The organism is Qipengyuania sp., assembly GCF_965277845.1.
Classification (GTDB): Bacteria; Pseudomonadota; Alphaproteobacteria; order Sphingomonadales; family Sphingomonadaceae; genus Qipengyuania.
On sequence record NZ_OZ255844.1, the window covers coordinates 2576335 to 2595748 of the forward strand.

General features: G+C 64.3%; 17 protein-coding genes. 10 read left to right on the forward strand and 7 right to left on the reverse strand.

Annotated elements, in window-relative coordinates; translation table 11 throughout:
* The first annotated feature begins 24 nt into the window (after positions 1-24).
* The 3 genes from ACQY4G_RS12625 to ppdK all read left to right on the forward strand — a co-directional run bounded on the left by ACQY4G_RS12625 (position 25) and on the right by ppdK (position 5993).
* A complete protein-coding gene (locus ACQY4G_RS12625) occupies positions 25-936 on the forward strand; it encodes a glycine--tRNA ligase subunit alpha (protein ID WP_421991342.1) in 912 nt (303 codons plus the stop codon).
* Between the two features lie 111 nt (positions 937-1047).
* Positions 1048-3270, forward strand: a complete 2223-nt coding sequence (gene glyS / locus ACQY4G_RS12630) for a glycine--tRNA ligase subunit beta (protein ID WP_421991344.1) — start codon at positions 1048-1050, stop codon at positions 3268-3270.
* 59 nt (positions 3271-3329) lie between these two features.
* Positions 3330-5993 (forward strand): pyruvate, phosphate dikinase, encoded by a 2664-nt coding sequence (gene ppdK, locus ACQY4G_RS12635; protein WP_421991346.1) that lies wholly within the window; start codon positions 3330-3332, stop codon positions 5991-5993.
* Here the strand turns inward: ppdK and ACQY4G_RS12640 are convergent.
* Positions 5990-6748 (reverse strand): methyltransferase, encoded by a 759-nt coding sequence (locus ACQY4G_RS12640; RefSeq protein WP_421991348.1) that lies wholly within the window; start codon positions 6746-6748, stop codon positions 5990-5992. The genes ppdK and ACQY4G_RS12640 overlap by 4 nt on opposite strands.
* Before the next feature lie 55 nt (positions 6749-6803).
* Here ACQY4G_RS12640 and ACQY4G_RS12645 point away from each other — a divergent pair, with 55 nt between their 5' ends.
* The 4 genes from ACQY4G_RS12645 to ACQY4G_RS12660 all read left to right on the forward strand — a co-directional run bounded on the left by ACQY4G_RS12645 (position 6804) and on the right by ACQY4G_RS12660 (position 10633).
* Entirely contained in the window at positions 6804-7556 is a 753-nt protein-coding gene (locus ACQY4G_RS12645) for a double zinc ribbon domain-containing protein (protein ID WP_421991350.1), read from the forward strand.
* Between the two features lie 396 nt (positions 7557-7952).
* Positions 7953-8285: a phosphoribosyl-AMP cyclohydrolase gene (gene hisI, locus ACQY4G_RS12650; RefSeq protein ID WP_421993660.1), complete on the forward strand. Its 333-nt coding sequence runs from the start codon at positions 7953-7955 to the stop codon at positions 8283-8285.
* A gap of 32 nt (positions 8286-8317) precedes the next feature.
* Positions 8318-8776 (forward strand): MerR family transcriptional regulator, encoded by a 459-nt coding sequence (locus ACQY4G_RS12655; protein WP_067688863.1) that lies wholly within the window; start codon positions 8318-8320, stop codon positions 8774-8776.
* A 51-nt stretch (positions 8777-8827) separates the two neighbouring features.
* Complete coding sequence (locus tag ACQY4G_RS12660) at positions 8828-10633, forward strand: acyl-CoA dehydrogenase C-terminal domain-containing protein (protein ID WP_421991352.1); 1806 nt, start codon at positions 8828-8830, stop codon at positions 10631-10633.
* Between the two features lie 57 nt (positions 10634-10690).
* Here the strand turns inward: ACQY4G_RS12660 and ACQY4G_RS12665 are convergent, their stop codons facing one another.
* From ACQY4G_RS12665 to tyrS, 5 genes are all read right to left on the reverse strand, one after another.
* Positions 10691-11386, reverse strand: coding sequence for a dienelactone hydrolase family protein (locus ACQY4G_RS12665; protein ID WP_421991354.1), 696 nt, complete (start codon positions 11384-11386; stop codon positions 10691-10693).
* Positions 11386-12303, reverse strand: coding sequence for a cysteine synthase A (gene cysK, locus ACQY4G_RS12670; RefSeq protein WP_067688872.1), 918 nt, complete (start codon positions 12301-12303; stop codon positions 11386-11388). The genes ACQY4G_RS12665 and cysK overlap by 1 nt, the downstream gene beginning before the upstream one ends.
* A gap of 13 nt (positions 12304-12316) precedes the next feature.
* Complete coding sequence (locus ACQY4G_RS12675) at positions 12317-13609, reverse strand: MFS transporter (RefSeq protein ID WP_421991356.1); 1293 nt, start codon at positions 13607-13609, stop codon at positions 12317-12319.
* Positions 13610-13684: 75 nt separating this feature from the next.
* Positions 13685-14023: a PilZ domain-containing protein gene (locus ACQY4G_RS12680; RefSeq protein WP_421991358.1), complete on the reverse strand. Its 339-nt coding sequence runs from the start codon at positions 14021-14023 to the stop codon at positions 13685-13687.
* A gap of 113 nt (positions 14024-14136) precedes the next feature.
* Positions 14137-15366 (reverse strand): tyrosine--tRNA ligase, encoded by a 1230-nt coding sequence (tyrS, locus tag ACQY4G_RS12685; RefSeq protein WP_421991360.1) that lies wholly within the window; start codon positions 15364-15366, stop codon positions 14137-14139.
* 32 nt (positions 15367-15398) lie between these two features.
* Here tyrS and ACQY4G_RS12690 point away from each other — a divergent pair, with 32 nt between their 5' ends.
* The 3 genes from ACQY4G_RS12690 (at position 15399) to ACQY4G_RS12700 (ending at position 18584) form a co-directional block, all read left to right on the forward strand.
* Entirely contained in the window at positions 15399-15941 is a 543-nt protein-coding gene (locus ACQY4G_RS12690) for a DOMON-like domain-containing protein (RefSeq protein ID WP_421991362.1), read from the forward strand.
* Complete coding sequence (locus ACQY4G_RS12695) at positions 15938-17140, forward strand: exo-beta-N-acetylmuramidase NamZ family protein (RefSeq protein WP_421991364.1); 1203 nt, start codon at positions 15938-15940, stop codon at positions 17138-17140. Before ACQY4G_RS12690 ends, ACQY4G_RS12695 begins: the two co-directional genes overlap by 4 nt.
* Before the next feature lie 157 nt (positions 17141-17297).
* Positions 17298-18584 carry a spinster family MFS transporter gene (locus tag ACQY4G_RS12700; protein ID WP_291177893.1) on the forward strand — a complete coding sequence of 429 codons (1287 nt, stop codon included), beginning with the start codon at positions 17298-17300 and terminating at the stop codon, positions 18582-18584.
* On the opposite strand, the gene ACQY4G_RS12705 is transcribed toward ACQY4G_RS12700, so the two are convergent.
* Positions 18581-19414 (reverse strand): DUF817 domain-containing protein, encoded by an 834-nt coding sequence (locus ACQY4G_RS12705; RefSeq protein WP_421991366.1) that lies wholly within the window; start codon positions 19412-19414, stop codon positions 18581-18583. The two genes, ACQY4G_RS12700 and ACQY4G_RS12705, sit on opposite strands and share 4 nt — an antisense overlap.

Here is a 19414-nt window from a genome sequence, read left to right on the forward strand (position 1 = left end):
GCGCTTGCGCCATTGCCGCGCGCCATGGACCGCAATCCCCAAAGAGACCCCGCGCACTCCTTCCAGGACATGATCCTCGCGCTGCACGATTTCTGGAGCGCGAACGGTTGCCTCATCCTCCAGCCCTACGACATGCGCATGGGCGCGGGGACCTTCCATACCGCGACCACGCTGCGCGCGCTGGGGCCGGAGCCGTGGAACGCGGCCTTCGTCCAGCCCTGCCGCCGCCCGACAGACGGCCGCTATGGCCAGAACCCCAACCGGCTGCAGCACTATTACCAGTATCAGGTGATCCTCAAGCCGAGCCCGCCGGACATCCAGGAGCTCTATCTGAAGAGCCTCGAGGTGATCGGCATCGATCCCTTGAAGCACGATATCCGCTTCGTGGAGGATGACTGGGAAAGCCCGACTTTGGGCGCATGGGGGTTGGGCTGGGAAGTCTGGTGCGACGGGATGGAAGTCACCCAGTTCACCTATTTCCAGCAGATGGGCGGCTTCGACTGCAAGCCCGTCGCGGGCGAACTGACCTACGGGCTCGAACGGCTCGCCATGTATATCCAGGGCGTCGACAACGTCTACGACCTCGATTTCAATGGTCGCGGCGTTTCCTATGGCGATGTGTTCCTCGAGAACGAAAAGCAGATGTCGAAGTGGAACTTCGAAGTCGCCGAGACCGATGCGCTGTTCGACCTGTTCAACAAGGCCGAGGCCGAGTGCCAGAACGCGCTCGCAAACGACGTGCCCATCGCCGCTTACGAGCAGGCGGTGGAGGCGAGCCACATCTTCAACCTGCTGCAGGCGCGCGGCGTGATCAGCGTACAGGAGCGCGCCAGCTACATGGGCCGCGTCCGCGATCTCGCGCGCGGATCGTGCGAAGCGCATATGGAAAAGGAAGCGCCCGCGTGGGCCGAGAAATATCCGGAGTGGTCGAAATGAACTCCGCGACCACACATCCGTTCGTGTCGAGCGCAGTCGAGACACGTTGGCCTGGCGCACAGATGCGGTCTCTCGACTTCGCTCGAGACGAACGGAGCATGGGGGGCACAGATGTCTGATTTCCTCCTTGAACTGCGCAGCGAAGAAATTCCCGCCCGCATGCAGGCCGGCGCGCGCGCCGAACTCGAAAAGCTGTTCCGCCGCGAGATGGATGCCGCCGGTGTCAAAACCGGTGCAATCACCGTCTGGTCGACCCCGCGCCGCCTTGCGCTGATTGCGCGCGGTCTGCCTGAAGCCACCGAGGCTGTGAGCGAGGAATTGAAGGGGCCGCCGGTCGGTGCGCCGGATCAGGCGATCGACGGGTTCTGCCGCAAGGCCGGTGTAGAGCGCGGCGATCTGGAAACGCGCGAGGTGAAGGGCAGGGCGACCTATTTCGCCGTCAAGAACATCCCCGGCCGGGCAACGAAAGACCTGCTCGCCGAGGCAATCCCCGCGATCGTCCGCGATTTTTCATGGCCCAAGTCGATGCGCTGGGGCGCTGCCTCGATCAGCACCGAGTCCTTGCGCTGGGTACGCCCGCTTTCGGGCATCGTCGCGCTGCTGGGTGACGATGTGGTCGAGTGCGAAGTGCACGGCGTAACTTCGGGCGCGGTCACGCTCGGCCACCGCTTCCACCATTCGGGCGACATCACCATCGGCAATGCCGACGACTACGCGATGAAGCTACGCGCAGGTCACGTCATCGTCGACCACGAGGAACGGCAGGACTTGATCCGTTCGGGCGCCGCAAAGGTCGCTTCCGAAGCCGGTCTCACGCTGGTCGAGGACGAGGGGCTGGTGATCGAGAACGCCGGCCTCACCGAATGGCCGGTCCCGCTGCTCGGCCGGTTCGAAGAGGACTTCCTCGAGGTCCCGCCCGAGACGATCCAGCTCACCGCACGCGTGAACCAGAAGTATTTCGTGTGTCACCGGTCCCCAGCGCAGGCTGGGGCCTCGGGCGATGGAGCGCAACCGACGGAGGTCCCAGCCTCCGCTGGGACTCAGCAATTGGCCAACGCCTTCATCTGCACCGCCAATATCGAGGCGGAAGACGGCGGCGCGCGGGTGGTCGACGGCAACCGCAAGGTCCTCGCCGCGCGCCTCGCCGATGCGCGCTTCTTCTGGGACGTCGACCGCAAGAAAACTCTCGCCGAACACGCGAAGGGGCTGGAGCGGATCACCTTCCACGAGAAGCTGGGCACTGTCGCCGACAAGGTCGAGCGCGTGGCCAAGCTGGCGGACTGGCTGGTGTTCGACGCGAAGGCTCCGAACGGCGATCACAAGCTGGCGCGCCAGGCCGCCGAACTCAGCAAGGCCGACCTCGTCACCGAAATGGTTGGCGAGTTCCCCGAACTGCAGGGCCTGATGGGCGGCTACTATGCCAAGGCCGAGGGTCTGCCGGTCGAGGTCTCCGAAGCGATCCGCGACCATTACAAGCCGGTCGGCGTAAATGACGAGGTACCGACCGCCCCAACAACGGTTGCGGTCAGCCTCGCCGACAAGCTCGACAACCTGCTGAGCTTTTTCAAGATCGACATCCTGCCGACCGGTTCGAAGGATCCGTTTGCGCTGCGTCGGGCCGCGCTCGGATACTTGCGTCTTGTGCAGGCGAACAATCTCAAGCTGTCGCTGGATACGGTGATCCACGCCTGGGATGGTCGCCCGAATTCGGGTCTCGCGGAAAAGCTGGCCGACTTCCTGCTCGATCGTCTCGCCGTACAGCTGCGCGATGAAGGCGTGCGGCACGATTTCATTCAGGCCTCGCGCAGCTGGCAGGGGCGCCCCGACATGCGCGTCGACCGCGTCGAGGCACGGGCGCGGGCGCTGGCGGCCTTCCTCGGAACCGAAGACGGCGCCAACCTGCTCGCCGGCTACAAGCGCGCCGCCAACATCCTCAAGAAGGAAGACTGGCACGGCGTCGAGGGCGAGATCGCGCGTACGGGCGAGGAAGACCCGCTCGCGCTGGTCGACGATCCGGACATGAAGGCGGTGATCGACGCCAAGATGGCCGAGCGCCATGCCAAAGCGCTTTCCTACACGCCCGAACCGGCCGAAAAGGCGCTGATGGATGCTCTGGCAACTTCGGAACCGGCGGCCGCGCGAGCCATTGAGGCGGAAGACTTCTCGCAAGCGATGGCGGCGCTCGCTTCCCTGCGCGCACCGATCGACCGCTTCTTCGATGAAGTGACGGTAAATGCGGAAGAAGAAAACAAGCGGGCACATCGCCTCGACCTGCTTGCAGCGTTCCGTGCTGCAGTGCACAAAGTCGCCGATTTCTCTCGGATCGAGGGATAGGTTTTTCTCTATTGGACCGTGTAACACGCGGTCCATGTCTCAGCTTAACAGGGACTAACATGAACGAAACGGTCTTCACCTTCGGCGGCGATGCTCCGCATTCGAATGCACGACAGAAGGACAAGACCGTTACCGGCGGCAAGGGCGCGAACCTCGCCGAAATGGCGAGCATCGGCCTGCCGGTCCCTCCCGGCTTCACCATCGCGACCGAGGAATGCCTCAAGTATCTCGCGGGCGGCAGCGACTTCTCCGATAAGCTGCGCGGCGATGTCGCCGAAGCGCTGAAGCACGTCGAGACAACGGTCGGCAAGGGCTTCGGCGATGCGGCGGATCCGCTGCTCGTCTCGGTCCGCTCGGGCGCCGCGATCTCGATGCCGGGCATGATGGATACCGTGCTCAACCTCGGCCTCAACGACGAGACCGTGGAGGGCCTGGCGAAGACCAGCGGCGACGAACGCTTCGCCTGGGACAGCTACCGCCGCTTCATCCAGATGTATGGCGACGTGGTGCTCGGCGTCGATCACGGCCTGTTCGAAGAAGCGCTCGAAATCGCCAAGGAAGATAATGGCTATTACGCCGATACCGAGCTTTCCGCCGAGGAGTGGAAGACGCTGGTCGGTCAATACAAGTCGATCGTCGAGGAAGAGTTGGGCACGCCGTTTCCGCAGGATCCGGTCGAACAGCTGTGGGGCGCGATCGGCGCGGTGTTCGATAGCTGGGATACCGAGCGGGCCAAGATCTACCGCCGCCTGAACGACATTCCGCACGACATGGGCACCGCGGTGAACGTGCAGGCGATGGTGTTCGGCAATATGGGCGACACCAGCGCCACCGGCGTGGCTTTCACTCGCGATCCCTCGACCGGCGAGAAGGCCTATTACGGCGAATGGCTGGTCAATGCGCAGGGCGAGGACGTGGTCGCGGGCATCCGCACGCCGCAATATCTGACGAAGGCGGCACGCGAAGCTGCGGGAGCCGACAAGCCGAGCATGGAGGAGGCCATGCCCGAGGCCTTCGCCGAGCTCGCGCGCCTGTTCGACCTGCTCGAGCGGCATTACACCGACATGCAGGACATCGAGTTTACCGTGCAACAGGGCAAGCTCTGGTTGCTCCAGACGCGCAATGGCAAGCGAACTGCCAAGGCCGCGCTCAAGCTGGCGGTCGACATGGTCGGCGAGGGGCTGATCGACGAAAAAACCGCGATCCTGCGGGTCGATCCCATGGCGCTGGACCAGCTGCTCCACCCGACGCTCGACCCCGATGCGCCGCGCGATGTGCTGACCACCGGCCTGCCCGCTTCGCCGGGCGCCGCCAGCGGCCGGATCGTGCTCGATGCCGACACGGCGGAGACCTGGGCCGGGCGCGGCGAGAAGGTGATCCTGGTGCGGGTCGAAACCAGCCCCGAGGACATTCACGGCATGCACGCCGCCACCGGCATCCTCACCGCCCGCGGCGGCATGACCAGCCACGCTGCCGTGGTCGCGCGCGGGATGGGCCGCCCTTGCGTTTCGGGTGCATCTGCCGTGTCGATCGACCGCGCCGGGCGCAGCCTTCGCATCGGCGATCGCGATCTGTTGGAAGGCGATGTCATCACCATCGATGGCGCAAACGGCCAGGTGATGGCGGGCGAAGTCGCGACCATCGAGCCCGAACTCGCGGGCGATTTCGGCACGCTCATGGAATGGGCGGACAAGCATCGCCGGATGAAGGTCCGCACCAATGCCGAAACCGAGGCCGAATGCCGCATGGCGCGCCAGTTCGGCGCCGAGGGTATCGGGTTGTGCCGCACCGAGCACATGTTCTTCGACGCGAACCGCATCAGCGCGGTGCGCGAGATGATTCTCGCGGACAGCGAGGCCGGTCGTCGCGCCGCGCTCGACAAGCTGCTGCCCGAGCAGCGCAGCGACTTCTCGACCATTTTCGAGGTGATGGCAGGCCTGCCGTGCACGATCCGTCTGCTCGACCCGCCGCTCCACGAGTTCCTGCCGCATGGCGATGCCGAGTTCGAGGAGCTGTCCGACGCGACCGGCGTCGATGTGGACAAGCTGCGCCGCCGTGCTGGCGAGCTGCACGAGTTCAACCCCATGCTGGGCCATCGCGGCTGCCGTCTCGGGATCACCTATCCCGAGATCTACGAGATGCAGGCGCGCGCGATCTTCGAGGCCGCCTGCCAGGTCGCCAAGGATAGCGGCGAAGCGCCGGTGCCCGAGATCATGATCCCGCTGGTGGCGACGCGGCGCGAGCTGGCGCTGCTCAAGGACGTGGTGGACCGTGTGGCGAAGGAGGTCTTCGACACCTCAGGGTGCTCGGTCGACTACCTCGTCGGCACGATGATCGAACTGCCGCGCGCAGCGCTGATGGCCGGCGAGATCGCCGAAGTGGGCGAGTTCTTCAGCTTCGGGACCAACGATCTGACGCAGACCACGCTCGGCGTCAGCCGCGACGATGCCGGGCGGTTCCTGACGACCTATGTCGACAAGGGCATCTTCGCGCGCGACCCCTTCGTCAGCCTCGATGTCGACGGTGTCGGCCAGCTGGTCGAGCTTGCGGCCGAGCGGGGCAGGGCGACGCGCGACGGGCTCAAGCTCGGCATCTGCGGCGAGCATGGCGGCGATCCGGCCAGCATCGCCTTTTGCGAGAAGACCGGTCTCGACTACGTCAGCGCCTCGCCCTACCGCGTGCCGATCGCACGGCTGGCAGCGGCGCAAGCCAGCCTACGCTAGTCTTTCCAGCCGGTTAGGGTCAGGATCTCGAAACTCTCGAGCACACGGCCCTGCTTGTTGGCGCTCTGACGGAACGCCGTTTCGGCGCGTTCGAGCGCGGCCTTGCCGAGCGGCGGCGGGGCGCTCGTCAGCGCGCTGCCGAGAGCTTGGTCGCGCAGGTCCGACACAAGCCGGTCGAGCGATCCGAAGGACACGGTCAGCGTGCGGCTGTCGACCACCTGCCGCTTGTACAGCGCGCGCTGCATCAGGGCGGAGGCGGCCTGGTTGTCGACCAACGGATGCATCCGCGCCGCCGGCCGTTCGGGCTCGGCGGCAAGCGTCGCGCGGCGCAGGTTGGTTAGGCTTCCCGCGCCGACGATGCTGGCGATCATCAGGCCGCCTTGCGCCAATGCGTTGCGCAGGTGCAGCAGCGCACCGGGCAGGTCGTTGACCCGGTCGAGCGAACACAGGCTGACGATGAGGTCGTAGGGCTCCGCCTCGATTGGAAGCTCTTCGTCGAGCGTCGCAACGTCGTGTTCGTCGACGAGCGACCCGCCCCCGCGCAACGACAGCGCGAGCGTACCGGTCCAGTCGCCGATGACGAGGACGCGCTGCGGCGAGAGGCGAATGAACTCTAGCCGGTCGAGCACGTCCTCGACCATGTCGTCTAGAACATAGCGCGCGGCATCGCGCTTGGCCTGCCTGACGCGGGCGCGGCGTAGACCGGCGATCCGGCGGCGGCGCGAGAATATCCGGGGAGGGGCCTGGCTTGCCATCGCGCCACGCCCTGCCGCGCTTGCCAGCCTCGTGCAAGCGCGGCAGCATGCGAATGTGTCGACAAGCCGCCTCCTTGCCGAAAGCATCGCGCCGGTGCTCGACTTCGTCTATCCGCCCCGCTGCCCGGCCTGCGGCGGTGCGATCGCCGAGCAGGGCGGTTTGTGCGCGGTGTGCTGGGAGGATCTGGCGATCCCGTCCGAACCGAGCTGCGCCGCCTGCCAGCGGCCGTTCGGGGATCGCGGTCCGGACGAGGGCGCCATCTGTGCGCCCTGCCTCGCCGATCCGCCGCTGCATGACGGGATCGCGGCGGGCACGCTCTACACCGACGTTTCGCGCAAGCTGGTGCTCGCCTTCAAACACGGCCGCCGGATCGCGCTCGCGCCGATGCTGGCACGGCTGATCGCGGCGCGGCTACCCGAACCGAATGCGGACCGGGTGATCGTCCCCGTGCCGCTGCACCGTCGGCGGTTGTGGCAGCGCGGCTACAACCAGGCGGCCTTGCTGGGTGGGCAGCTGGCCGACATGGGGCACGGACGCATGTGTGTCGGCGGGCTGGTCCGCACGAAACCGACGCCGACCCTGGGCGGCCTGGGCAAGAAGGCGCGGGCGAAGGTGCTGGCGGGCTCGATCAGGGTTCATGCGAAATGCATCGCGGCGATACGAGGGCGCGATATCCTGCTGGTCGACGATGTCCTGACCAGTGGCGCGACCAGTACTGCCTGCGTGAAGGCACTCAAAAGAGCCGGCGCGCGGAGCGTGAAGATTGCCTGCTTCGCCCGGGTTCTGGACGAGGCGCTGGGCCATTGACCGGCCCATGTGAAACGCCCGGGACCTTGCGATCCCGGGCGCCACGTGACGAATATTACCGGACCGGCCTTGCGGCACGGGTGCAGCCCCCCAGCATGCACCCTCGGTCCATCCCTCATCGTTCCGGATGCGCCGCGTAAACCCTCTTCGCGGCAGCGGATCCGTTGACCCCCTGAACCTGGCGCTCTGCTGGCACCGCTGCTCCGGTGGGCAGGCCTCACTTGCCTGCAAATGCATTTGTTCCTCAAATGCCGCATTGTTCAAACAAGCATTTGCAGGATTGCCGGATTTTGGGTCGACTTTGTGGTTATCTTGCAACAAGCGTGGCACATCGATCAGAGTGCGAAAGGCGGAAGTGTGGACGAGAAGACCGAGCGCGAGGCGGGGACGACCTTCATGCCCAAGTTCGACGACAAGGGCCTGTTGAGCGCCGTCGTGGTGCATCACGAAACCCACGAGGTGCTGATGGTGGGCTTCATGGATGCCGAAGCGATCGCCGCGACGCGCAAGACCGGTTTTGCCCATTTCCACTCTCGCTCTCGCGGCAAGCTTTGGAAGAAGGGCGAGACCTCGGGCGATGTGCTGGCAGTGGAGGAAATCCGAGTCGATTGCGACCAGGATGCGCTCGTGCTGTCATGCCGTCCGGCCGGGCCCACCTGCCATACCGGAGCGACGAGCTGCTTCTATCGCGTTATGGACGGCGACGTTCTCCAACCCGTCAATACTTGACGCTTACGTAAACGTTGGGTTATTGGAGTGGCATGACACAGCCGCTCTCGAAGGATCAAGCCGCCGCGAATGGCGATCGTCGCCACGCCGGCGCCCATATCGAACGGCCGGACGAACTCGGTCGCGAGCAGTATTCGATCTCCGACCTCACCAGTGAATTCGGCTGCACCGCGCGCGCACTGCGCTTCTACGAAGACGAGGGGCTGATCGCGCCGTCGCGGATCGGCCTGACCCGCATCTATTCGAAGCGCGACCGTGCACGTCTGGCCTGGATCATGCGCGCCAAGAACGTCGGCTTTTCGCTGACCGAGATCCGCGAAATGATCGACCTCTACGATCTGGGCGACGGCCGCGTCGAACAGCGCCGCGTCACGATCGAGAAATGCAAGGCGCATGTCGCCAAGCTGAAAGAACAGCGTGACGATATCGACAGCTCGATCAACGAACTCACCGAATTCATCGAACATATCGAAACGCTCGACCTCGACTAATCAGCCTTCCCGGCGAGAACCTCTACCGACCCCCAACCCAAGGACACGCAGATGCCCATCTACTCCGCGCCGACCCGCGATACCCGCTTCGTCATCAATGAGATGCTCGACCTTGCCAGCTACGGCAATCTCCCGGGCTTCGAGGCGGTCAGTCCCGACGTGACCGATGCGGTCGTCAATGAAGGCGGCAAGTTTTGCGCCGAGGTCCTTGCCCCGCTCAACCAGTCGGGCGATCAGGAGGGCTGCACCCGTCACGACGACGGTTCGGTGACCACGCCCAAGGGCTTCAAGGACGCTTTCGACAAGTTCCGCGAAGCGGGCTGGGGCACGCTGGCGCATCCGGAGGAATTCGGCGGGCAGGGCATGCCGCACGTCCTCGGCTTCGTGATGGAAGAGTACATTTCCGGCGCCAACCAGGCCTTCGGCATGTATCCGGGCCTCACCAACGGCGCGATCGCGGCGCTGATCGCCAAGGGCAGCCAGGAACAGAAGGAAACCTACCTGCCGAAAATGGTCTCGGGCGAGTGGACCGGCACCATGAACCTGACCGAGCCGCATTGCGGCACCGATCTCGGCATGATCCGGACCAAGGCCGAACCGCAGGCCGACGGCAGCTATTCGGTCACCGGCACCAAGATCTTCATTTCCGCCGGCGAACACGACATGAGCGACAACATCATCCACCTCGTTCTCGCCAAGACTCCCGGCGCGCCCGACAGCACCAAGGGCATTTCGCTCTTCGTCGTGCCGAAGTTCCTGGTGAACGAGGACGGCTCGGTGGGCGAGCGCAACGGCGTGATGTGCGGCTCGATCGAACACAAGATGGGCATCCACGCCAACTCGACCTGCGTCCTCAATTACGACGGTGCCAAAGGATGGATGGTTGGCGAGGAGAACAAGGGTCTCGCCGCCATGTTCATCATGATGAATGCGGCACGTCTCGGCGTCGGCATTCAGGGGCTGAGCCAGGCCGAAGCCGCCTACCAGAACGCGGTCGCCTATGCGCTCGACCGGCGCCAGGGCCGCGCGCTCACCGGCCCGGCCGAGCCCGACGCACCGGCCGATCCGATCTTCGTGCACCCCGACGTGCGCCGCATGTTGATGGACGCCAAGGCCTTCACCGAAGGCATGCGCGCTCTGTGCCTTTGGGGCGCCCTGCAGGTCGATCTGAGCCACAAGGCGCAGACCGAAGAGGAACGTGCCGAAGCCGACCAGATGATCGGCCTGCTGACCCCGGTCATCAAGGGTTACGGCACCGACAAGGGCTATGAAGTCGCTACCAATATGCAGCAGGTCTTCGGTGGTCACGGCTACATCGAGGAATGGGGCATGAGCCAGTTCGTGCGCGATGCGCGCATCGCCCAGATCTACGAAGGCACCAATGGCGTGCAGGCGATGGACCTGTGCGGCCGCAAGCTCGCCAGCAAGGGCGGCGCTGCGATCCAGGCTTTCTTCAAGGCCGTCGGCGAAGACATCGAAGCCGCCAAGGGCGATGCGGATCTCGGCGCCATGGCCGAACAGCTCGAAAAGGCGCTCGGTCAGCAGCAGGCCGCGACCATGTGGTTCATGAACAATGCGATGCAAAACCCCAACCATCTCGGCGCTGGCGCGCATCACTACATGCACATCATGGGCATTGTGACGCTGGGCTGGATGTGGCTGCGAATGGCCAAGGTCGCGCAGGCGGCGCTGGCCGGGGGCACAGAAGACACGGCGTTCTACGAAGCCAAGCTTTCGACCGCCCGTTATTACATGGACCGTTTCCTGCCCGATGCTGGCGCGCTGCGCCGCAAGCTCGAAAGCGGGGCGGACAGCATGATGGCGCTGGGCGAGGACGCTTTCGCCACGGCGGCCTGAACCACGGGCGCATATCGATGAAAGGGCCCGGGCGGAGACGTCCGGGCCTTTTTCGTTTCAGCCGAGGACCTCGTCGAACAGGCTGTGCATCGCCGCCCAACTCTGTCGGTCGGCGCTGGCGTCATAGGCAGGGTTGGGTGAGCCGTCGAGCATACGCGGATTGGTGAAGCCGTGTTCGACGCCCGCATAACTGTGGAAATGCCAGTCGGCCTGGACGCCGTCCATTTCCTCCCAGAACGCCGCCACCTGTTCGCGCGGAACCATGGCATCGGCATCGCCATGGCAAACTAGGATGCGCGGTTTGATCGGCTTGTCTGCAGGCAGTGCGGTTTCGAGCAGGCCATGAAAGCTGGCAACCGCTGCGAGGTCCTGCCCGTCGCGCGCCATTTCCAACACGGCCATGCCACCGAGACAGAAGCCGATCGCCAGCTGAGGTGTGTCCGGCTCGAGCGTTCGAAGCAGGTCGAGCGCCGCGCGCAGCCTCTTCCGCATCGCGTGCGGATCGCTGCGCAGCTTGCGCATGGCCTCGAACGCCTCGTCGAAGTCCGACGGGGCATCGGGGCCGTAGAAATCCGCGATCAGCACTGCATAACCCGCCTCGACGAGTTGCATGGCTTTCGTTTCCACGCCGGGCGTCGAGTTCATGAAGGTCGGATAAATCGCGACCGCTCCGCGCGGCCTCGCTTGGGGTCGCGCGTGAAGCCCCGTCAGTTCGACCGCGCCATCCCGGTATCCGACCTTCTCGAACTCCATCACTCGGGCAGGAAATCCGGCACCGACAGATACCGTTCGCCCGTATCGTAATTGAAGCCGAGCACGCGCGAACCGGCGGGCAGGTCGGCCAGCTTGGCCTTGATCGCGGCGAGCGTCGCACCGCTCGAGATGCCCACCAGCAGGCCTTCCTTGACCGCGCATTCACGTGCCATTTCCTTGGCGTCCGCGGCGTCGACCTGGAGCGCGCCTTCGATCGCGTCGGTGTGCAGATTGCCGGGAATGAAGCCTGCGCCGATGCCCTGGATCGGGTGCGGGCCGGGCTGGCCGCCGTTGATGACCGGGGAGAGCGTAGGCTCGACACCCCAGGCCTTCATTTCGGGCCAGTGCTCCTTCAGCACTTCGGCGCAGCCCGTCAGGTGGCCGCCCGTGCCCACGCCGGTGATCAGCGCATCGATCGGCGAGTCGGCGAAATCGTCGAGGATTTCCTTCGCAGTGGTGCGGGCATGCACCTTCCAGTTGCTTTCATTGTCGAACTGGCTGGGCATCCAGGCGCCTTCGGTCGTCTCGACGAGTTCCTGCGCGCGCTCGATCGCACCCTTCATCCCCTTTTCCTTGGGCGTAAGGTCGAATGTCGCGCCATAGGCGAGCATCAGGCGGCGGCGCTCGATGCTCATGCTTTCGGGCATGACCAGTACCAGCTTGTAGCCTTTGACCGCGGCGGTCATCGCCAGTCCGATGCCCGTATTGCCGCTGGTCGGCTCGATGATCGTTCCGCCTTCCTTGAGCTTGCCCGCCTTCTCGGCATCCTCGATCATGGCGAGGCCGATGCGATCCTTGATCGAACCGCCCGGATTGGCGCGCTCGCTCTTTACCCAGACCTCGTGGTCCGGGAACAGGCGTGACAGGCGGATATGCGGGGTGCCGCCAATCGTGGCGAGGACGGAGTCGGCTTTCATGGCATCTGCTCCTTCAATTTCTCTTCGGGGGAGTGTCTAGCAATTCTTGCGGAGGGTCAAAGGTCCGCGTTGTCCGCAGGACCGGAAAAATGCGCGCCCAGAGGGCGACGGTAACGATCGCACCTACGCCGCCGCCGACCACCGCCAGCACCGGGCCGACGAGGAAGGCGAGGCTGCCGGAGAAGAAGTCGCCGAATTCGTTCGAGGCGCTGATCGTGAGCAGGCTGACCGAGGATACGCGCCCGCGCTTGTCGTCGGGCGTGTGGAGCTGGATCAGCGACTGGCGGATATAGACGCTGAACATGTCCGCCGCACCGACGATGAACAGCATTGCGAGGCTGAGCGGCATCGATTCCGATAGGCCGAAGATCACAGTGGCAAGGCCGAAGATCGCCACCGCCCACAGCATCTTGGGTCCGACATTGGTTCTGAGCGGGCGAAAGCTGAACCACAGGGCCGTGAGCGCGGCACCCACGGCCGGCGCCATTGCGAGCTGCGCCAGGCCGGTCTCGCCAACTTCGAGGATGTCGCGTGCATAGACCGGAAACAGCGCGGTCGCGCCGGCGAGAAAAACGGCGAAGAGGTCCAGCGTGATTGCGCCCAGAACCATCTTGTTGCGCACGACATAGCGCAATCCCTCGACCATCTGGTGGATCGGTCGCTTGTTCGCTTCGCGCGGGGGCTGCGGGACCTTGCCGATGAAGGACAGCGCAGTCAGCGAGACCGCGAACAGCACGCTGGCGGCGATATAGGGCAGGGCGGGCAGGATGGCGTAGGTGTAGCCGCCAATCGCCGGGCCCACGATCATGCCGACCTGCCAGGCGATACTCGACAGCGCGATGGCATTGGGCAGGATCGCCTTGGGTACCAGATTGGGCGCCAGTGCGGACAGGGCGGGACCGTTGAACGCACGCACGATGCCGAGGATGACTGCGACGCCGAACAGCGCGACAAGGGTCAGGCTACCACTCCAAGTGAGCCATGCGAGCACCCCGGCGCAGCCGAGTTGCGCCAGAATGGTGAGACGCGCCAGATCGCGCCGGTCGAAATGGTCTGCCGCCCAGCCCGAAAACGGTGTGAGCAGAAACAGCGGGACGAATTGCAGCAGGCCGATCAGCGCCAACTGGCCGGAAGCGGCGGCAACATCCATCCCGCCGTCGCGCGCGATATTGTAGGTCTGCCACCCGATGATCAGCATCATCGCGTATTGCGCCAGCGTCATCGACAGCCGGCTCAGCCAATAGGCGCGGAAATTCGCGATCCGAAGGGGCGAGGTGTCAGGGGAAGGCGCAATCGTTTCGCTCACCCCGGACGCATGGCAGGCCCGCCTTCGGTTGTGAAGACGGGCCTGCTTGTCGTTCCAGTAGAAGGTGTTGCGTGCCTAACGCAGCTTGCGCAGGCGCGGATTGGGCTGCAGCGTATCGATCATCGCGAGGAAATCGTCGACCCGGATGATGCGTTCGAACTGGAAGCCGGCGCGGTTGTCGCGCGTCCAGATGCAATAGGCTTCGATGCGGCCGATGACCGGTAGACGGACGATCACGCGCTCGCCGCGGCCGATGTCCTCGGCATTGTCGATCATGAAGCCGTTGGCGGAGATATTCGCAATATGCAGGCGCACGTCGCCCTTGCCGAAATGTTCGGCGATAACCGGGTGGTCGACCGGATGGCGCGTCATGCGCCGCTGGTCGGTAACGCTCAGTTGTGCACCTGAACTCATGCCGGGGGGCCCTTTGCGGTGAAACGATCAGACACCCTTATGTGTGCAAAAGGCTGCCAATTGGTAAACCGCAACATCGGATCGGCCGCGAAAAAGGCGCAATTCGTCGAGAGTTAGCGCCGAATGATCGCATGCTTTTTCTTGCCCAGGCTGAGTTTGGCTTCTTCGTTCCGATCGACATTCACGAGGAACCCCGGATCGGTCACCACCATCCCGTCGAGCTTCACCGCGCCTTCGGCCAGTTTACGCTTGGCTTCGCCGTTGGAGGCGGTGAATCCGAGCGCGGTCAGTACCGCGCCGATACGCATGCCGTCATCGCCCACTTCGAGCGAGGGAAGGTCGGCGCCCGTACCGCCACCGGCGAAGGTTTCAGCAGCCGTTCGTTCGGCCAGCCTGGCTGCCTCCTCACCCCGAACGAGCTTGGTTACCTCATTGGCAAGGACAGTCTTGGCCCGGTTGATTTCCGACCCTTCGAGCGTCTCGAGCCGCGCGATTTCGTCGAGCGGCAGGTCCGTGAACAGGCGCAGGAAGCGCCCGACGTCGCGGTCGTCGACATTGCGCCAATATTGCCAGAAATCGTAGCTGGGCAGTTGCTCTTCATTGAGCCAGACGGCGCCCGCCGCAGTCTTGCCCATCTTGGCGCCGTCGGCGGTCGTCAGGAGCGGGGTGGTCAGGCCGAACAGCTCCGTCCCGTCCATCCGGCGACCGAGCTCCATCCCGTTGACGATATTGCCCCACTGGTCGCTGCCGCCCATCTGCAACCGGCACCCGTAGCGCTGCGCCAGCTCGCGGAAATCGTATGCCTGCAGGATCATGTAGTTGAATTCGAGAAAGGTCAGCGGCTGTTCGCGCTCGAGGCGCAGCTTGACCGAATCGAAGGTCAGCATGCGGTTGATCGTGAAGTGCGGGCCGACGTCGCGCAGCAGGTCGATATAGCCGAGCCGGCTAAGCCATTCGTCATTGTTGACCATCACCGCGTCGGTGGGGCCGTCGCCGAAAGTCAGCAGCCGTTCGAACACCTTGCGGATGCCCGCGATATTGTCCTCGATGTCATCATTGGTGAGCATCTTGCGGCTTTCGTCCTTGCCGCTGGGATCGCCGACCTTGGTGGTCCCTCCACCCATCACCACGATCGGCTTGTGGCCCGCCTGTTGCAGGCGCCGCAGCATCATGATCTGCACCAGGCTGCCGACATGCAGCGAAGGCGCGGTGGCATCGAAGCCGATATAGCCGGGCACGATCTGCTTGCCGGCGAGGGCATCGAGGCCTTCCGGATCGGTGACCTGGTGGATATAGCCGCGCTCGTCGAGCAGGCGCAGGAGATCGGAAGAGTAGTTGCTCATGACGAAGCGCCCGCTAGCAGGTAAGGGGCGGCATGGAAACGTATCGATTGCACCCTCATTCCGCCCATCCACCGCTGGCGGTTGCGAAGGTGGAATCGCGCGTGATCGGGCGCGACGACAACTGGCTGCGCCTGCGCTGGCGGATCGAGGGATCGGGCAGGCTCGTCGTGCCTCCTTTCGCGGGAAAGGGCAGGGCGGACAGTCTATGGCAAACCACCTGCTTCGAGCTTTTCCTGCAGCCCGACGGCGGACAGGCCTATTGCGAATTCAACCTGTCGCCTTCCGAACGCTGGAACGCCTATGACTTCACGGCCCGCCGCGAAGGCATGACCGAACGGCCTATGCCGCGCGAGCCGGGTTGCACCATGCGTCTGGGCAGCAGCTTCGCCATCTTCGATTCCTCCATTCCGACAGCTGGCCTCCCACAAGAGGATTGCGCGATGGCACCGACCTGCGTGATCGAGGAAATCGGAGGGCACAAGAGCTACTGGGCACTGGCGCATGGGGGGGAGCAGCCCGATTTCCATGATCCGGCTTGCTTCACCGCGCGGCTTGCGGCACCCAGCGGCGCATGAAATTCGGTATCGATCGCCTCATCACCGAAGAGGAACTGCGCAAGCCGCTCGAGGGCAAGCGTGTAGCTCTGATAGCTCACCCCGCCTCGGTCACCGCCAATCTCGACCATTCGCTCGATGCCCTGATCGATCGCGGCATCAGCGTGTCTTCCGCCTTCGGTCCGCAGCACGGGCTGAAGGGCGACAAGCAGGACAATATGGTCGAAACCGCGGACGAGACCGATCCGCAATATGGCATTCCCGTCTTTAGCCTCTACGGCGAAGTACGCCGCCCGACGGGACAGATGATGTCGAGCGCCGATGTGTTCCTGTTCGACCTGCAGGACCTCGGCTGTCGCATCTACACTTTCGTCACAACGCTGCTGTACCTGCTCGAAGAGGCCGCGAAGTCGGGCAAGAGCGTATGGGTGCTCGACCGCCCCAATCCCGCCGGCGGACCGGTCGAGGGCACGTTGCTCGTGCCGGGACAGGAAAGCTTCGTCGGCGCGGGCCCGATGGTCATGCGCCATGGCCTTACCATGGGGGAAATGGCGCGCTGGTTCGTCGAACACTTCAACCTCGATGTCGACTTGCAGGTGATCGAGATGGAGGGCTGGAAGCCGGGGAAGTCCCCGGGATACGGGTGGCCCGATGGGCGCGTCTGGATCAATCCCAGTCCCAATGCCGCAACCCTCAATATGGCGCGCGCCTATGCCGGTACGGTCATGCTCGAAGGAACGACGCTGAGCGAGGGAAGGGGAACCACCCGTCCGCTGGAAGTGCTGTTCGGCGCGCCCGACATCGATGCCAAGGCGGTGCTCGCCGAGATGGAGCGCCTCGCGCCCGTGTGGTTGCGCGGCTGCGCACTGCGCGAATGCTGGTTCGAGCCGACCTTTCACAAGCACGCCGGAACGCTGTGCAACGGGCTGATGGTGCATGCCGAGGGCAAGTTCTACGATCATCACGCCTTCCAGCCCTGGCGGCTGCAGGCGCTGGCCTTCAAGGCGATTCGCAGCCTGTATCCCGACTATCCGATCTGGCGCGATTTTCCCTATGAATACGAGTTCGACCGGCTTGCGATCGATGTCATCAACGGCGGCCCGGCACTGCGCGAATGGGTTGAGGACAAGACCGCCGTGCCCAACGATCTCGATGAACTCGCGGCTGCCGACGAGGCCGCGTGGCGCGAAACCATCGCGCCGCACCTGATCTACAGCTGATCGCCGACCGCGCAGGGGACTCTGCGCGGCCAAAACAACTTCGACCGGAAAACCGACCCACTCTTCGATTTTCGACGAATGGGCTTGACGAAGCCACCGGAGCAATGGAGCTTGCGATCCAGCGACGGGCATACCCGCGCTTCGGGAGAGAGTTTTCATGGCAACTGCGGCAGCGCGCCAGGCCGGCGGGTCGGTCAGGGTCACCCTGTGGATCCTGCTGGTCGTCTACATCTTCAATTTCATCGACCGGCAGATCGTCAATATCCTCGCCGAGCCGATCCGGCTCGAGCTGGGGTTGAGCGATACGCAGATCGGGCTGATGACGGGCTTGGCCTTCGCTTTGTTCTACACCGTGTTGGGGCTGCCGATCGCCCGCTTTTCGGACCGACCCTCGACGCATCGCCCCCGCCTTATCGCGATCGCGCTGGCGACCTGGTCGGCGATGACCGCATTGTGCGGGATGGCGCAGAACTTCGTCCAATTGCTGCTGGCACGCATCGGTGTCGGGATCGGGGAAGCGGGCTGCACGCCGCCCGCGCATTCGCTGATCGCGGACATGGTCGAACCCAAGAAGCGCAGCTCGGCGCTTGCCTTCTATGCACTGGGCATTCCGATCGGCACGCTGCTCGGGATGATGATCGGCGGGGTGCTGGCCGACCTGGTGGGCTGGCGCATGGCGTTTTTTATCGTCGGCGTACCGGGTGTTTTGCTGGCCTTCGTCGTGGCCTATGTCCTCAAGGAGCCACGCCGCACCATGGCGGAGGCGCAGGCCGCATCGAATGCGCAACAGACCATGCCGCTGGGTCAGGCGGTCCGATCGGTGATGGGTTCGAAGGCGTTCGTCCTGCTGCTGGTAGCAGGTTCTGCCGCCGCATTCCTCGCCTATGGCAAGACGACCTGGACGACCATCTTCTTCCAGCGCACGCATGGGCTTACACCGGGTGAAGTGGGCTTCTGGTTCGGGGTGGTCAATGGCGCCGCAGGGATCGCAGGCACCTTCCTGGGAGGCTGGATTGCCGACCGGTACGGCGCGGAGAACCGCAGGCATGTGCTCACTGCGCCCGCAGTGGGAATGGCGCTGGCCGTACCGCTCGCCTTCTTTGCTTACCAGGCCCAGAACTGGGCATTCGCGCTGGTGCTGCTGTTCCTGCCGACCCTCTTCAATTCGCTCTATTATGGGCCGACCTATTCGGCCGCCCAGGGTCTGGTGCCGCTGCGGGCCAGGGCGATCGCGGCAGCAGTCCTGCTGTTCTTCCAGAACCTTATCGGGCTGGGGCTTGGGCCGCTCTTCTTCGGCATGCTGTCGGATGTGCTGCGCCCCGAATATGGGGAAGAAAGCGTACGCTACGTGCTCTATGGGGCTGCGTTCTTGGGGCTGGTGCCGGCATTCTTCTTCTGGCGCTGCTCGCTCCGGCTGAACGAGGAGCTCGACCAAAAGGGCTAGTCGGGCGCGCGAACGGGCGAGACGAGCTCGACCAGTACGAAGCTGATCAGCATGAGGAGGAACCAGCTGCCCAGCTTGGCGAGGCCAACCATCTGCCAACCGTCCTCCTGTCCGGGGTAGGTCCAGGCCTGCGCGAAAGTGCCGATGTTTTCTGCGCCCCAGATGAAGAGCGCGACCAGCAGGAAGCCGAGCAGGAGCGGCATCCAGCGATGTTCGCGCCAGTTGCGGAAATGCACGCGCGTGCGCCAGAACAACACGATGGTCGCGGCGAAAAGCATCAGGCGAATGTCGGGCAGCCAGTGGTGAGCGAAGAAGTTGATGTAGATCGCTGCGGCCAGCACCCATGTGGCCCAACGCGCAGGATAGTCGGTGTAGCGAAAGTCGAAGATCCGCCAGACCCGCGCGATGTAGCTTCCGACCGCCGCATACATGAAGCCCGAAAACAGCGGTACCGCACCGATGTGGAGCACGCTGGCTTCCGAGTAGATCCACGATCCGGCAGCGGTCTTGAACAGTTCCATTACCGTGCCGACCACGTGGAATATCAGGATGACCTTTGCCTCGGCCCAGGTCTCGAGCCGGAAGGTCAGCATGGCCGCCTGTATGGCGATCGCGGAAAGCGTGAGAAAGTCGTAGCGATGAAGTGCTGCGTTGTCCGGGTAGAAGAAATGCGTCGCCAGCAACAGCGCGAGCAAGAGCCCGCCGAAAAGGCAGGCCCATGCCTGTTTGAAGCCGAACAACAGGAATTCGTAGAGCCAGAGCCGCCAGCCTGTGCCCGGATCGAAGCGTTCGAGGCGGAGGCGAACCGCCTCGAAGCGGCTGTGCCTCAA